This is a genomic window from Streptomyces sp. YIM 98790 (assembly GCF_011421595.1).
Taxonomy (GTDB): Bacteria; Actinomycetota; Actinomycetes; order Streptomycetales; family Streptomycetaceae; genus Streptomyces.
In genome coordinates this window covers 1-13,734 of the sequence record NZ_WTLH01000159.1, presented here as the reverse complement: position 1 = coordinate 13,734, position 13,734 = coordinate 1, and the positions used below count along the sequence as shown (strand labels likewise).

The following is a 13,734-nucleotide window of genomic DNA, read 5'->3' as shown; positions in this document are numbered from 1 at the left end:
CCCGCGAGGCGGCCCGTCGCGACATCACCCGATATATCGAACACTGGTACAATCACAGACGACTTCACTCGGCCATCGGCTATCGACCTCCACGCGAGGCGCACGCCGACCACCAGCGCCTCCAACTCGCCTCATGAAATAACCCGGTTACATCCCTGTCCGGAAAACGCGAGACCCCTCACGCTCCCAGCGCACCATCTCCCTGCCCGAAAGGTGTGTGCAGGCGCTGCGCGCCCACCGGGGGGGAGGACACGGAGCGGGCCGCGGCGGGCCTTGGGCGGGATCCGCTGGCGCACCAGCCCGACGGGCTGGTCTTCACCACTCCCGCCGGACGGCCCACCGACCCGCGCAGCCTGAACCGGATGCTGACCGTGCTGTGCCGGCGGGCCAAGGTCCGCCGGGTGCGGGTGCGGGTGCACGACCTGCGGCACACCTGCGCCTCCCTGCTGCCGGCCCAGGGCGTGGACGCCCGGACGATCATGGAGATGCCCGGGCACGGCACCATCACCATGACGCTGGACACCTACGCCCACGTGATGGACACGACCCTGAAGGCTCCCGCGGAGCAGATGGAGGACGCCCTCGGCATGGACGAGGCCACCGAGGAGCCCGAGTGATCCCGGAGGGAGGAGGCAATCGCGCCGGGTGAGGGCGTTGATGTCAGCCCTTGATGCCAAAGGCCCTCCGGGATACTCCCGGAGGGCCTTTGACCAGTGTCGGGACGGCGGGATTTGAACCCACGACCCCTTGACCCCCAGTCCGGCCACATCGCCTGCTCTGCCCAAAACTCACGCTCACGGCCGGAGGAGTCACGTGCCATGGGCCATGGGCATCCGCCGGTATCGGTACCCGTTGATGTCAACCGCTGATGTCACGGCCTCATCCCGGGCGACCCAGACCGCGGAGTCCCAGGCGCCGCTACTTGCAGGGCCAACAGTGGCAGGGGCCGTTTCTGGCTTGGCAGAGGACGCATTGTCCAGGACGCAGCCGGAGGGACAGAGGCAAGATGTGCCCTCCGGCCGGCATCTGTGCGGTTATTGATTGAGACGCATTCAGATCGTAGCGAGCCACGTTGCGTCTTGTTTCTGCCTGAGGTTGCCTCGCATCGGGGGTAGCGGTGGTGCGGAACGGAGGTCGTGTCGAGCGATGTTGCTTCCGCTCCGCCTGGTGAGGTGGTGAAGGTGGCGGGTGCGGTGTTGCCGTCGGGGTCGGTGATGGTCATGGTGCGCAGTTGGTCCGGGCCCAGGGTGATGGTGCGTCCGTCGGCGTCGGTGGCGGTGAATGACACGGGGACCCATTCGGACCCGGGGGGCCTGGAGGGGAGTGCTGCGGTGTCGTTGCACCAGGCGTACTGCCCAGTGGCGTCGGCGATGTGGTTCAGGTCGGGGTGGTAGGCGATCCACCAGTCGGTGGCCGGGTCGGGTGTTCCGTCGGCGGGGGCGAGTTGGAAGTGGATTTCACCGTCGGCGGTGTCCGGCGCCGGACCGGTGAGTTCCCACAGCAGGCAGGTCATGGGGGCGTCGGTGGCCGGGTTGGTGGTGGCCCAGGCGCCGAGTCCGGCGAGCGTGAGTTCCGGTGCCGGGTCTTCGACGGTGAAGCCGGCGGAGGTTGCCCGACGCTGTTGGCGGCGGTGACCGTGACGGTGTGCGCGGTTCCGTTGGCCAGGCCGGTCACGGTGAAGACCAGCGACCGAAGGAGCTTCGGTAGCTCCACAGTGGCTGAGCAGAAACCGCAGGTCAAAGCTACTGGCGGAGGCCGACAGCGACTGAAGCGACTCAGTCCCTGGGCTGCCGCTGGCCGCTCTTCGTGGATCGGCGGGTGGCTCCTGCGCGGGTGGTCTTCGTGGGTCCGTGGCGGGGTGGTTATTCGACGCAGACCTGGACGGGGTGGGCCGGGGCACTGGTCCGCGAGGAATTCCGGCAGCCGAGCCGCACGACTCATCGGGCGCCCTCGCGGCCTTCGTGTGTTGCCGCCCCGGGAGCCGGCTGGGCTTCCCGGGGCGGAACATGGGGATCTGCGGCACCCGGGAAGCTCCTATAGATCGTCAAGCGGTCTGCGGGAGCGGTTCGGGGTCGGGGATCGTGTGGGGTAGGTGGCGGTAGACCTCGCGGGCGACGAACCGTTTCAGGCAGCGGACGATGTCTTTCTTGACCATGCCTTCGGCGGTTCGCCGGGCGACGTAGTCCTTCGTGCGCTGGTCGTACTTCATGCGGACCAGGACGATGGTGTGGAGTGCGTTGTTGGCCCCTCGGTCGCCTCCGCGGTTGAGCCGGTGGCGGTTGGTGCGGCCGGAGGAGGCCGGGACGGGGGCGGCTCCGCAGAGGTGGGCGAAGGCGGCTTCGGAGTGGAGCCGGTCCGGGTTGTCTCCAGCACTGGCCAGCAGCTGGCCTGCGGTTTCGGGGCCGACGCCGGGCAGCGCGACGAGCCGGGGGGCCGCCTTGGACACCAGAGGTCCGATCTCCCGGTCGGCTTCCCTGATCTCCTCGGTCAGGACCTGGTATCGGCGGGCCAGCCGGCGCAGGGCGATGCGGACCGCGCAGGCCGGGTCAGCGAGTTCTCCCGTGGGACGGGAGCGGGCCAGGGTGTCGACCAGCTCTTACGTGGCCAGGCCCCGCAGCCTGTCCCTGACGTGGGAGGGGGCGGTGACGACAGGGTGCGGATCTGATTGTTCGTCTGGGTGCGGGCCTTGACCGCGCTCTTGCGGACCGCCCGCAGGGACCGGATGGCCTCCACGATCCCGTTCCTGGCCTTCGGCGTCCCGCCGGCACGGCCGGAGAGGACCGCCGTCGCCGCTGCATAGGCGTCGATGGGGTCGGATTTTCCGTTGTCCCGGCGGGCCTTGCGGTCCGGGCGGTCCACCTCCACCACGACGACACCGCTGGCGGTGAGGAAGCGGGCGATCTCGGCTCCGTAGGCGCCGGTCCCCCTCGATGCCCACGGCCAGGACCTCGCCGTGCGAGCGGAGCCAGTGCAGCAACCGCCGGCAGCCGTCCGGCGTCGTGGCGAACCGCTCGGTGGCCAGGTGCCGGCCGATGCCGTCGACGACCGCGGCCTGGTGGAGATCGGCGTGGGTGTCGATCCCGCCGACCACCGCTATCTGGTCTGCTGCCATGCTGTTGTGTGCTGCCCTTCCAACGCTCACCGATGGGAGGGCGCGGGCCGGTCGGGCAGACGGACAAGACAGTGATGGGACCTTTGGCCGGGCTCCTATGAAGTCACAGACGCCCGACCGGTCACACGCCAAGCGGCACCGCCCAAGAGCCCGACGATTCCCGTGAAGGACACAGCGTCAGTCAGTGGGCGCGTCAGGCCCTCAGGCGATGCCATGGCCAATCCTCACTGTCAGTAGGTGATGGCCGGCCTACTCGGAGTACTCATGCCGGCGCCGAGGAAGTAGTCCACGTGGTGGGACTGCATGTATCCCTTGAGGGTCATGGCGTTCCGGTAGGCGGGGTTGTGCGCCAGGGTGTACAGCCTGGTGTTCGTCGGCCGGTCGGTGGTGAAAACAATCAGCTCGTTGAAGTCCGCGTTGGTGTACACGGCCTCCTCGCGCCAGTCGCCGAAGAGGTCACCGACGAGGGTGGGCCCGCCCTGGGCGGCGGTGACCGCGCCGTAGTGCCAGGTGCTCACCAGCCGCGGCACGCGGTTGGTCGGCGTGGGGTTCTGCGGATCCCACTTCTCGATCTTGCCGTCGTTGAGCAGTTCCATGGTCACGTCCCCGTCCCACCACAGACCGAGCTGCGGCCAGGGCTGGAGGCCGGTGTCCGGTTCGGTGAGCCGGTTGCTGGGCGCGTTGTACAGGCCGCTGAACGACCAGACCTCCATCCCGGGGAAGCGCGGATCGATGTCGCCGGCCATGCCGCGTCCGACATCGGCGGTGCCGGATCCGAAGTGCTGCCAGAGGATCTGGCCATTGGACGCGTCGTAATAGAACTCGCGCAGGCCGCTGGGGTTGTTCTGCTGGACGGCATAGCCTTCCAGGCCCGGCCGGCCGGGGTCCATGTCGGCGATGTGGAAGCGGTCGCCGTGGACGATGCCCTGGTTCCCCAGCGAGTAGCGCAGGGTGCCGTCGCCGTTGAGGACGAACCCGACCTCGGCGATCTCGTCCTTGCCGTCGCCGTCGACGTCGATGATCCGGGTGTTGTGCCCGTCGGGCGCGTTCTGGTTGCCGCGCAGCCACTTCCACTGCATGCTGACGTTGCTGCCGTCGAAGTTCCAGGCGGTCATCATGAGGTTGAAGCCGCCGTTGCCGATCCGGTTCTTCATGTAGGCCACCAGGCTCGGCGTGGTGCCGTTGAGGTGGCCCACTCCGAACCGCGCGTACATCGGACCGTCGGAAAGGTAGTCCGTCGGCACCTGGGCGGAGGCGCGCAGCGCGCCGGTGCGGCCGTCGAGGATGGCGATGAACTGGTGGTTGTCGTTGGTGTGGGAGAAGGTGGCGCCGTTGCCGAAGGTGACGCCGTTGGCGATCCGCAGCGCGACCTCCGCACGGCCGTCGCTGTCGAGGTCGTAGACGGTGACGCCGTCGTTGTGCCCCACGTTGATGGTGGAGGACCCGCCTTCGATGTTGTTCTGGTTGGTGCTGTTGTGGCCCATGTCGACCTGCCACAGGAACTGGCCGTCGCTGCGGTAGGCCTCCAGCCGCTGGGGGGCGGTCTGCCGGTCGACGACGTAGTCGTACTCGCCGTCGCCGTCGAGGTCGCCGGCCCAGACGAACTTCACCGGGGCGCCGTTGCGCATCGGGACCCGGACCACCGGTTCGACGGCGTGGTTGGCGGTGAGGGTGAAGGCCCGGCTCGGTGCCTGTTCCTGGCCCCCGGTCACCGGCGCCACCCGGTAGCTGTTGTTCCGCGACAGGTCGGCGGTGGAGTCCGTGTAGTTGGTTCCGCCGGTCAGGACCTGGTTGTTGAGCCTGGCCCAGGAACCGCCGTCGGTGGAGCGGTAGACGTTGAAGCCGATGCCCTGCGGGTCCAGGCCCAGCAGCCGCCAGCTCACCAGGACATCCGTCTGGCTGGAGCGTACGGCCACGACCCCGCGGCCCAGGGGCTCCATCCGCCGGTCACCCCCCGGAGAGTCGCNGCCACGACCCCGCGGCCCAGGGGCTCCATCCGCCGGTCACCCCCCGGAGAGTCGCCGCCGACCTTGACGAGCTGCCACTGCTGGTTGGCGCCGCCCGTGTCGGTGTACTGGGAGATCCGGGCGCCGTCGTCGGTGGACCACTCCCAGACCTCCAGCGCCTTGCCACTGTTGCGGTTGATGAGCTGGATGTGGCCGCCGTCGGTGTCCTCGATGCGGAACTGCTGGTTGGTGCCGTTGTGGTCGGCCCACTGGATGACGTCGGCGCCATCGGCGGTGGAGAAGTCGCGGATGTCCAGCACCTTGCCGCTGTGCCGGGATTTCAGGCGGTACCAGCCGTCGCCGGAGTCCACGAACTGCCACTGCTGCCAGGCGCCGTCGTTGCGTTCCCATTGCACGATCGGGGCGCCGTCCTCGGTGGCGAGATTGTAGACGTCCAGCGCCTTGCCGCTGTGCCGGTTGACCAGGACGTAGGAGGCGCCTGTGTCGATGGTGGCGGCCGTCGCCCGCGGCGCGGGCAGGGCGACGAGCAGTACCGCGGCCAGGGCACCGGCCAGCAAGACGGCCAGCGCTCCCCGGGGGATGCGAAGGGTGTGCAGGGTCATGGCGGCTCCCGTACGGGCGGACGTCGTCCACGCCCGCCCCTCGGACGGATGAATTCACTTTCTGGGCGTGCCGCTTCATAGCAGACAACTATGAAAGGAACGGCGAAATCAGTGTGAGTGCGACTTGTTAGCGGTCACATCCCGCGCACTGAAAACTTATCGGCGTGGCATGTACTGGTCAAGACTCGCCCGGGCCAAAGTGTCCGGTCGCATCCGTCGGGCGGCGCATCACCGGCCGTGCCGGTGCAGCTCGGCGCCGGGCCGGCCGGGCGCCGCTGAGCAGCTCTGAATGCGGTGGAGTCCCTGATCTCATCGGCGGCATCGGCATCATCGCGAGTCCACCTCGACTGCCCATCGTGTGGCTGCCTCGCGCACCGGTTCGGAACACCGGGGCCAGCCGCACAGGAGGCCGACGTACCCGTCCGACACGACCGATACCGAGTGGGCCGTGGTCCGGGTCCGGCGGCCGGTCCGCAAGTCCTTCGGGGTCGATTCCGGCCGGTGCCGTGTCCGGCGTCTACTCAGCCGAGCTCAGGGCCGCCGGCGGAACGGGGCGAGCGTGGCGCGCACGAGATCGGCGGCGCCCCAGTCGGGGTCGAACTGGGCGATCACGGCCAGGTGCTGGCGCAGCTGGAGAATCGGCATGCGTGCGCGCCAGTCGCGGTCGAGCCCGGTCAGCTCGGCGTACAGCTCGAAGAACACGTGCGCCTCGGGCGGCGGTGCCGTCGTCCACAGGTGGGCCAGGTCGACCTCGGCCCACGTGTACGACACGGCCGGGTCGATCAGCGCGGGCCGCCCGTCGGTGGTGGCCATGACGTTCAGCGCCCAAAGGTCGCCGTGCGTCAGGCACGCGGGCCTGACCGGCAGCAGCTCGGGCAGCCGGTCGCACAGCCGCTCCAGGGCCGCCCGGTCGGCGGCGTCGAGCGCCTCCTGGACGCGACGCTCGCCGAGCCAGCGCAGCAGACGATGCTGGGCGAAGAACTCGAACCCGTCGTCGTCCCAGGTGTTGACCTGCCGACGACGGCCCAGCCAGTTGTCCCGGTGCCACCCGAACCGGGGGTACCGCGTGGTGGTGTGCAGGTGGGCGAGCGCATGCGCGAGCCGCTCCCAGAAGGCCTCGGTGCGCGGCCGGGGCTGCAGCACAGACAACACGAGCAGGTCGCGGTCCGCGAGGATGATCTCGGGCGTGGCGACGCCGCCGGCCTCGCGCAGCACGGTGAGCCCTTCGGCCTCCGCGGCGAAGGCGTCCTGCGACGGCAGCTCGCCGAACGCCTTGGCGAACACCGGCGTGCCGTCACCGCGACGCGCGAGCCCCGCGGTCGCGGCGAGCCCTCCAGCGGCCGGCTCGGCCGCGACGACGTCGGTCAGGCCGGCCGCATGCAGGCGTTCGAGCAGGAAGGACATCGCGGCTGTCACGGGTGTGCTCCTGTCGTCGTAGCCGGGATCAACGGCGGTGGATCCGGGCTCGGATGCCGGGCGGTGAGGTGGAGGCCGCAGCGCGGTCCAGGGCTTCGTCGGGCGCCGACGAAGCTGCCGGTGGGCAGGGTGGTGTCTTCGTACTTGCCGGTGCCGGCGAGGCGGAGGGCGAAGCCCCGGGTGCCGGCGGAGCCGCCGTAGCGCAGACGCATGAGCTGATGGACCCGGCTGCCTGCGGGTTCGCCGTCGACGTAGGGGAAAACTGACCGCGGCAGCGGACGTCCAGGCCGGCGGGTGTGGGCCGGCAGGTACGGGCTCGCGTGCTCAGCTCCCGGGCGGGGAGGGTCCCGGTCGGCTCCGGCACTGTGGGCATAGGGACCATCTTGCCTGGTGGCCCGCGTCAGTGGTGCGGCAGGCTCCAGCCGCTGAGATCAAGGCGCTGGCCTGCCAGCTGTCCTGCCGGGACCGGCGCTCCGCTGTCGCGCCGGTCGAGGAGTGCCTTCGTGCCACCGGGCCGAGGACATATCCAGGATCATCCGGCGTCCGGCACGCGCTCGGTGCCCGAGCCGCAAGGCCGGCCGTGCCTGATCGCCTCGGTCATCTGCCCGGCCTTGGCCGGCGCCTCGCGTCCGCGGGCGAGCCCCACCGCGCCCAGTGGGGCGATGCGGACCGGCCGGGTTCCTCCCGGCCGGTCGAAGACGGTCCCACCGGCGGCCTTCTCCAGCGCCGCGATCCGTTGGCTGACGGCCGACTGGGTGTGGCCGAGCCGAGCGGCGGCCCGTCCGAACGAGCCTTCGTCGGCGACCGCGGCCGGTGCGGCGAGATGCCGCCGCAGCGCGATGTCAGGCACAACACCCGGGCCAGGAGCGTGTCCCAGTAGTCAACGCCGGGCCTGCCATTGGACGATCGCTCCACTCGTCCGAAACGCGATGTCCTATTTCCGCCAGCGCCGGTGGTCTCGCTGACGAGAGAGTCGGCGACGGTTCGTGTTCCTGATCGCGGGCCTGTCCGTCCGGCACTCCGCGAAAGGCACAGCGCATGCACGTCGTCCCCGGGCTCAAGGTCCTGTACTTCGGAACGCCGGTGGTGCTGATCAGCTCACTCAACGGGGATGGCACGGCGAACCTCGCGCCGATGTCCTCGGCGTGGTGGCTGGGCCAGTCCTGCATGCTCGGTCTCGGCAACAACGCACAGACCACCGCGAACCTGCTGCGGGAGGGCGAGTGCGTGCTCAACCTGCCCTCATCGGCGATGGTCGATGCCGTGGACCGGATCGCGCTCACCACGGGAAAGCCGGCCGTGCCGGACTACAAAAAGAAGCAGGGCTATCGGTACGAGCCGGACAAGTTCTCGACCGCACAGCTGACCGAACAGGCATCGGACCTGGTCCGGGCCCCCAGGGTTGCGGAATGCCCGGTCCAGCTGGAATGCAGGGTCGTCTCGGCCCATCCTTTCGGCGGTCCCGAACCGCACGCCACTGCCTTCGAGGTCGAGGTCCTTCGTGCCCATGTCGAGGAAGACCTGGTCATCCCCGGTACACACTACGTGGACCCGCTCGGCTGGGACCCGCTGATCATGAAGTTCTGCGAGTTCTTCGGCGGGGGAGACAACGTTCACCCGTCGAGACTCGCCGAGGGCTGGAACATGCCGCACCAGCTCCAGTCGACGGCCCTGTGAACAGGCATCCGGAGGCCACCCGCCCTCATCTCGTCACCATCCATGCGAGATGATCACGGTATGCATCGCAGGGACGGGGTGTTCGAGGCCGAGCCGGTCGAGGTCAAGCGGCCGCAGCGCCGTCCGGCGCCGGTGGACAAGCGGTTCAGGGGCGTTTGACCCGCAGCAGGTTCTGCTGCTGCCACGGTCGCTGGACGACCGGCTGCCGGAGGGCCACCTTGCCCGGTTCGTCGCCCACCTCGTCGATGAGGTCGGCGACCTTGGACCGGTCCTGGCCGGCTACACCGGGAAGCACGGCACCCGCCTTGCAACCCGAGGCTGATGGTGCGCCTGCCGAGCTACGGCTGGACCACCGCCGTCCGCTCCTCCCGGGCGATCGAGGGTGACGGCCGCCTGTGGGCGGGTGGCCGACGGCAGGCGCGCGCCTGGCGGCCCCGGCCGGACCGACCCGGGGCCGGAGAACGACCGGGCCGCCCCCGGGCACCGGCAAACGGCGACGGAAGACACGCGGGTACGGCGCTGCAGCGCCGTACCCGCATGCTCATGGGCTGTCGATCACCACGCAGTCGTCCTCACTGATGCTGCATCGTGCCAGCCCCGTCGGGCTTCCGTCGGTGTACAGCTCGGCGAGCAGCAGGTCATCGTCCTCCCAGGTCAGGAGGCGCAGTTCCCGGTTGTCGGGCGGCTGCAGGGTGAGCTGCCGGCTGCCGTCGACCGTCTGCACCGCGATGTCGGGAATCGTCCGGGACTCGCCGCCCCAGGAGCCTCCGTGCCCGAGCCAGGTGCCGGACGGGTTGACCGCGACCTCTTCGCCGGGCAGCGTCCGCAGCCGGTTCAGCGTCCCCGAGCCGGAGACCTCCGCGAGGTATGTCGCATCGCGCTCGCCGTCCTTGGTGCTGTCGAACACGATCAGACCGGCGGTGGTGCTGGCCCGTACCCACTGGTCGGGCGCGGTGGTGTCCAGCTCGACGGTGTCGTCGCCCCCGGCCGCGAGCCACATCGGACGCCGGCTGCCGCCCTGGAGGAAGACCTTGGCGTCGTCGGTGACCGCGACGACGCCGAGAGCGTCCGGATCGTCCGGCCCGGCCGCATCAAACTGCAGCGCGTTGACAGTCTCACCGGACTGCGTGTCGATGAGCAGCACCTGCCCGCCGCCCTGCATGGCGGTACCGACCGCCAGCAGAGTACCGTCGGGAGAAAGCCGAGGCTGCAGTACCACCGTGCCGGAGACGGCACGTTCCTCGGCGCCCGTGCCCCACCACCAGGTGCCGTCGTCGCGCTGCGCGGCCCAGGCGCCACCGGCCCGGTTCACGGTCGACCAGGACCCGGGCAACTGCTCTCCCCGGACGTACAGGCGCCCGCCGAGCACGTAGGGCACCGTCGGCGCATCGGCTGTGAGGGGACGGGCGGAGGGCCTCTCCGTCGGGCTCTCCGTGGGCCTCTCGGTGGGCGAGTCCGTGGGCGGCGTTGCCGGCTGCGGACTCCCGCCGTCCCGGTACGACGACACCATGGCGACCGCGCCCACGGCGATGAGGGTCACGGCAGCAACCAGCAGCGGCCGCCACAGGCGTCGGCTGCGCACCTGTTCCTGCGGCATCGGCGGACGTACCGGAGCCTGCAGGCCGGAGGCCACCTCGCGCAACTCACGCCTGAGGGTCTCTTCGACGTCATCGTTCATGGCGGTTCTCCCTCCCGTCGGTGCGTTCCGAGTCGAGCGCGGCTCGCAACACCTTGAGGGCGCGATGGGCGGTGGACTTCACGTTGCCGCGCGAGCAGCCGAGGATGTCGGCGATCTCCTGCTCGCTCAGGTCCTCGTAGTAGCGCAGCACGATCACGGCGCGCTGGCGCGGCGGCAGTGACTTCACATGCGGCCAGAGCGTCAACCGGTCCTCGGGCCCGTGCGGCCGCTGCGCGGCCCCGTGCTCGGGCGGGGTGTCGGTCAGCAGCTCCAGCCGCCGCTTCTTCGGACGGTTGGCCGACAGGAACGTGTTGGTGAGCATGCGGCGCACGTACGCGTCCGGCGAGTCCGCGCGGATGATCCGCGGCCAGGAGCGATACGCCCTCAACAACGTCTGCTGAGCGATGTCCTCGGCGTCCGCCTGGTTGCCGGTGAGCAGAAACGCGCTGCGGTACAGCGACGGCCAGATGACGGCGGCATAATCCTCGAACGCCGGCGCGTTCGTGCCGCTGCTCACGGTGTGCAACATCTGACGCCACCCCCCTTCCACCGACCTGACTCCGGGGCCCCGTCATGAGGTTGCGTCGGCCGTGCAGGTTCCCTCACGGCGCCCGTCCGGCGAGCGGCCCTGTTTCATGGAGACGCCGCGGCGGCGGAGAGGGCAAGTCACCCGACGGGGCCGGGGGAGCACAGCACGGGCGGCCGCACGGGTCTCCGGGCGATCACCGCATCCATCCGCCGCGGGAGGCCCTTGTGGCCCGTTCGCAGCGTCCTGCACCGGAGCACGCCGGCCGCCTACAAGCCGCCGGGGCAGCGCTGCGGCACACCAAGGAGGTGGCCCGGGCGGCAAGGGCTGAGCACCTACAGCAACGCCCGCCTCTTCGTCCTGGTCACACTGGGCCTGGCCGACGCGGCCATCGCCGCAAGGGATGTGAAGTACCAGAGGCCCATCGACCTGTGGCGCCCCGTTGCCGGGCGCCCCCGGGTTACGACGCCCCGTCGACACGCCGGATGCGGCGGGCGGCCGGTGGGGGCCGGATGTGCCGGCCGACTGCGGCCGTGCGCACGGAGGCACCGCGGCATGGGGGGATGACGGCTGAGCGGAGGAGCCCTCGATCGCCAGCCTTCTAGACCTCGATGGACCTGATGGGCCGGCACGGATTGCCCACGGCGACGACGCCGGAGGGAGTGTCCTTCGTGACGACGGAACCGGCACCGATGATGCTGTGGCCATCGATCGTCACGCCGGGCGTGATGGTGACCGATCCGCCGAGCCACACGTTGTCGCCGATCACGACCGGTTCGGGGAGCTCCCACCCGTCGAGCCGACGGGTGATGTCCTGTGCGTGGTTGGGCGTGTAGATGCCGCAGCGCGGTCCGAACACTACGGATACGACGACGCCGGGCGCCTGACCCAGTGGTGCCGGGCCGCCGCCGGCACGGCAGACTGCACCGCAGCCACCGAATCCCTCACCTACGCCTACGACGGCGCCGGCAACCGCACCACCATGAACCGCAACGGCACCACCCTCCGCTACACCTACGACGCCGCGGACCAGCTGCGCACCGTCTCCGCCGGCCTGCTGCGCCGCAGCTACTACTACGACGCGGACGGCAACCTCACCGGCGACGNCCTACGCCTACGACGGCGCCGGCAACCGCACCACCATGAACCGCAACGGCACCACCCTCCGCTACACCTACGACGCCGCGGACCAGCTGCGCACCGTCTCCGCCGGCCTGCTGCGCCGCAGCTACTACTACGACGCGGACGGCAACCTCACCGGCGACGGCTCCAGCGTCAACACCATCACCTACGACGCCCGCAACCGCCCGCTCAGCGCCGTACAAGCAGGCGCCGCCTACGACTTCACCAACGACGATCAGGGCAACCGCGTCGTCACCGCCACCGACGGCGAAACCGCCACTGTCAACCACTGGGACACCCAGCCCGAACTGNCACCTACGACGCCCGCAACCGCCCGCTCAGCGCCGTACAAGCAGGCGCCGCCTACGACTTCACCAACGACGATCAGGGCAACCGCGTCGTCACCGCCACCGACGGCGAAACCGCCACTGTCAACCACTGGGACACCCAGCCCGAACTGCCCCAGCTCGCCGAGACCACCGACGCCGACGGCGCCACCACCGGCTCCTACCTCACCGACGCCCAGGGCACTCCGCTCGCGGTCCACACACCGGCGGGCACCGACTACGCCCACCACGACGGCCTGAACTCCGTCACCGCCCTGACCGACGCCTCCGGCAACCCGGGAGTGACCTACGCCTACGACCCCTTCGGCAACCAGAAGACCACCAACGCCGCCGGGCAGAGCACCGCCCCGCACAACCCCTTCGGCTACACCGGCCAACTCAACGACACCGTCTTCAGCGGCCACCTCGACCTCCGCGCCCGCCTCTACGACCCCGCCACCGGCCGCTTCACCAGCCGCGACCCCTACACCCCAGACCCCGAAACCCCGGCCACCGCGCCCTATGTCTACGTGGAAAACACCACCACCACCACCCGCGTCGACCCCAACGGCATGTGCAGCGTCGGCCTGCGCGCCGGGGATGGCGAAAGCATCTGGGACCGCCTCGGCAGTGGCACCAGTACGGGCTCCCGCTGGGCTTTCCGCCGCACCCTTCCGGGCATCTTCACGGACTTCTACCTCGACGACCGCGGCCCCTGGTTCATGGACTTTTTCAACCTGGCCCCGGACAGGAGAAAGGTACTGGTAGAAATACCAAGGCGCGAGGATTGCAATGAGCCGCGGAGTGTACGCCACACCTATCAGCCGCTACGTGGCGGAGTACCACAGGGTGTGAGTGCAATCCTGTGCAAAGAAGACCTCAAACCTGCACATTCGCGAACACGTAAGCCCAGCAATTTTCCGGATCCTCCCGGCTGGCAATCCCGGAAGGGATTCAACAGAAGTCACATCCTCGCGGACCGTTTTCACGGTAAATGGATACCCGAGAACATATTCACCGGCTACCAGCTCATGAATATCAGCGGAATGAGAACCTGCGAGAACAGGATCGCTGACGCTCTCAAGGCGGGCGATACGGTCGCCTACAGGGGTACGCTGCACTACCGTCCTGGAGAGCTCAAGCCGGCTAGCGTTATTGAGCCGGAACTATTGGGTTGCCTACATGATCGTGTAGCGGACGTGTCGGGTGTGGAAGTAGCCGCGGACGATGTGGGGTTGGCGCTGTCGGCGGCGGAGGAAACGGCGAGTCTCGTGGGCGAGGTCGTCTACTGAGCGCGCGCGGGAGGCG

General features: G+C 69.5%; 10 protein-coding genes and 4 pseudogenes. 5 read left to right on the top strand and 9 right to left on the bottom strand.

Features of this window, described 5'->3' with window-relative positions:
• Window positions 1-215: 215 nt before the first annotated feature.
• Window positions 216-617, top strand: coding sequence for a site-specific integrase (locus tag GQS09_RS21840; RefSeq protein ID WP_313896269.1), 402 nt, complete (start codon window positions 216-218; stop codon window positions 615-617).
• Window positions 618-2,044: 1,427 nt separating this feature from the next.
• On the opposite strand, the pseudogene GQS09_RS21835 reads toward GQS09_RS21840, so the two are convergent.
• From GQS09_RS21835 to GQS09_RS21810, 6 genes and pseudogenes are all read right to left on the bottom strand, one after another.
• A pseudogene (locus GQS09_RS21835) lies at window positions 2,045-3,112 on the bottom strand (IS110 family transposase).
• 230 nt (window positions 3,113-3,342) lie between these two features.
• Window positions 3,343-5,052, bottom strand: a complete 1,710-nt coding sequence (locus GQS09_RS21830) for a hypothetical protein (protein ID WP_165988907.1) — start codon at window positions 5,050-5,052, stop codon at window positions 3,343-3,345.
• A 68-nt stretch (window positions 5,053-5,120) separates the two neighbouring features.
• Window positions 5,121-5,681 (bottom strand): annotated as a pseudogene (locus GQS09_RS21825) (RICIN domain-containing protein); the annotation flags it as partial.
• Window positions 5,682-6,212: 531 nt separating this feature from the next.
• Entirely contained in the window at window positions 6,213-7,097 is an 885-nt protein-coding gene (locus tag GQS09_RS21820) for a fructosamine kinase family protein (RefSeq protein ID WP_313896268.1), read from the bottom strand.
• Window positions 7,094-7,309 (bottom strand): hypothetical protein, encoded by a 216-nt coding sequence (locus GQS09_RS28705; protein ID WP_207958118.1) that lies wholly within the window; start codon window positions 7,307-7,309, stop codon window positions 7,094-7,096. The genes GQS09_RS21820 and GQS09_RS28705 overlap by 4 nt, the downstream gene beginning before the upstream one ends.
• A 320-nt stretch (window positions 7,310-7,629) precedes the next feature.
• A complete protein-coding gene (locus GQS09_RS21810) occupies window positions 7,630-7,947 on the bottom strand; it encodes a LysR family transcriptional regulator (protein WP_165988903.1) in 318 nt (105 codons plus the stop codon).
• Window positions 7,948-8,135: 188 nt separating this feature from the next.
• On the opposite strand from GQS09_RS21810, the gene GQS09_RS21805 reads away from it, so the two are divergent.
• Both GQS09_RS21805 and GQS09_RS21800 read left to right on the top strand, forming a co-directional pair.
• Entirely contained in the window at window positions 8,136-8,774 is a 639-nt protein-coding gene (locus tag GQS09_RS21805; RefSeq protein WP_165988901.1) for a flavin reductase family protein, read from the top strand.
• Between the two features lie 78 nt (window positions 8,775-8,852).
• Window positions 8,853-9,155: pseudogene (locus GQS09_RS21800) on the top strand (transposase); the annotation flags it as partial.
• A gap of 160 nt (window positions 9,156-9,315) precedes the next feature.
• Here GQS09_RS21800 and GQS09_RS21795 read toward each other — a convergent pair.
• The 3 genes from GQS09_RS21795 to GQS09_RS29770 form a co-directional block, all read right to left on the bottom strand.
• Complete coding sequence (locus GQS09_RS21795; protein ID WP_165988899.1) at window positions 9,316-10,452, bottom strand: hypothetical protein; 1,137 nt, start codon at window positions 10,450-10,452, stop codon at window positions 9,316-9,318.
• Window positions 10,442-10,969 carry a SigE family RNA polymerase sigma factor gene (locus GQS09_RS21790; RefSeq protein WP_313896267.1) on the bottom strand — a complete coding sequence of 176 codons (528 nt, stop codon included), beginning with the start codon at window positions 10,967-10,969 and terminating at the stop codon, window positions 10,442-10,444. The genes GQS09_RS21795 and GQS09_RS21790 overlap by 11 nt, the downstream gene beginning before the upstream one ends.
• Window positions 10,970-11,579: 610 nt before the next feature.
• Window positions 11,580-11,837 carry a DapH/DapD/GlmU-related protein gene (locus GQS09_RS29770; RefSeq protein ID WP_313896266.1) on the bottom strand — a complete coding sequence of 86 codons (258 nt, stop codon included), beginning with the start codon at window positions 11,835-11,837 and terminating at the stop codon, window positions 11,580-11,582.
• A gap of 268 nt (window positions 11,838-12,105) precedes the next feature.
• On the opposite strand from GQS09_RS29770, the pseudogene GQS09_RS31045 reads away from it, so the two are divergent.
• Both GQS09_RS31045 and GQS09_RS29765 read left to right on the top strand, forming a co-directional pair.
• Window positions 12,106-12,687 (top strand): annotated as a pseudogene (locus GQS09_RS31045) (hypothetical protein); the annotation flags it as partial.
• A 41-nt stretch (window positions 12,688-12,728) separates the two neighbouring features.
• Entirely contained in the window at window positions 12,729-13,718 is a 990-nt protein-coding gene (locus GQS09_RS29765; RefSeq protein WP_313896265.1) for an RHS repeat-associated core domain-containing protein, read from the top strand.
• Window positions 13,719-13,734 lie beyond the last annotated feature (16 nt).

What these genes read in the sequence shown, in the direction of transcription:
- GQS09_RS28705 (WP_207958118.1), bottom strand. Translation starts at nt 7,309, where the DNA reads ATGCGTCTGCGCTACGGCGGCTCCGCCGGCACCCGGGGCTTCGCCCTC.
- GQS09_RS21805 (WP_165988901.1), top strand. Translation starts at nt 8,136, where the DNA reads ATGCACGTCGTCCCCGGGCTCAAGGTCCTGTACTTCGGAACGCCGGTG.
- GQS09_RS21830 (WP_165988907.1), bottom strand. Translation starts at nt 5,052, where the DNA reads ATGGAGCCCCTGGGCCGCGGGGTCGTGGCCGTACGCTCCAGCCAGACG.
- GQS09_RS21795 (WP_165988899.1), bottom strand. Translation starts at nt 10,452, where the DNA reads ATGAACGATGACGTCGAAGAGACCCTCAGGCGTGAGTTGCGCGAGGTG.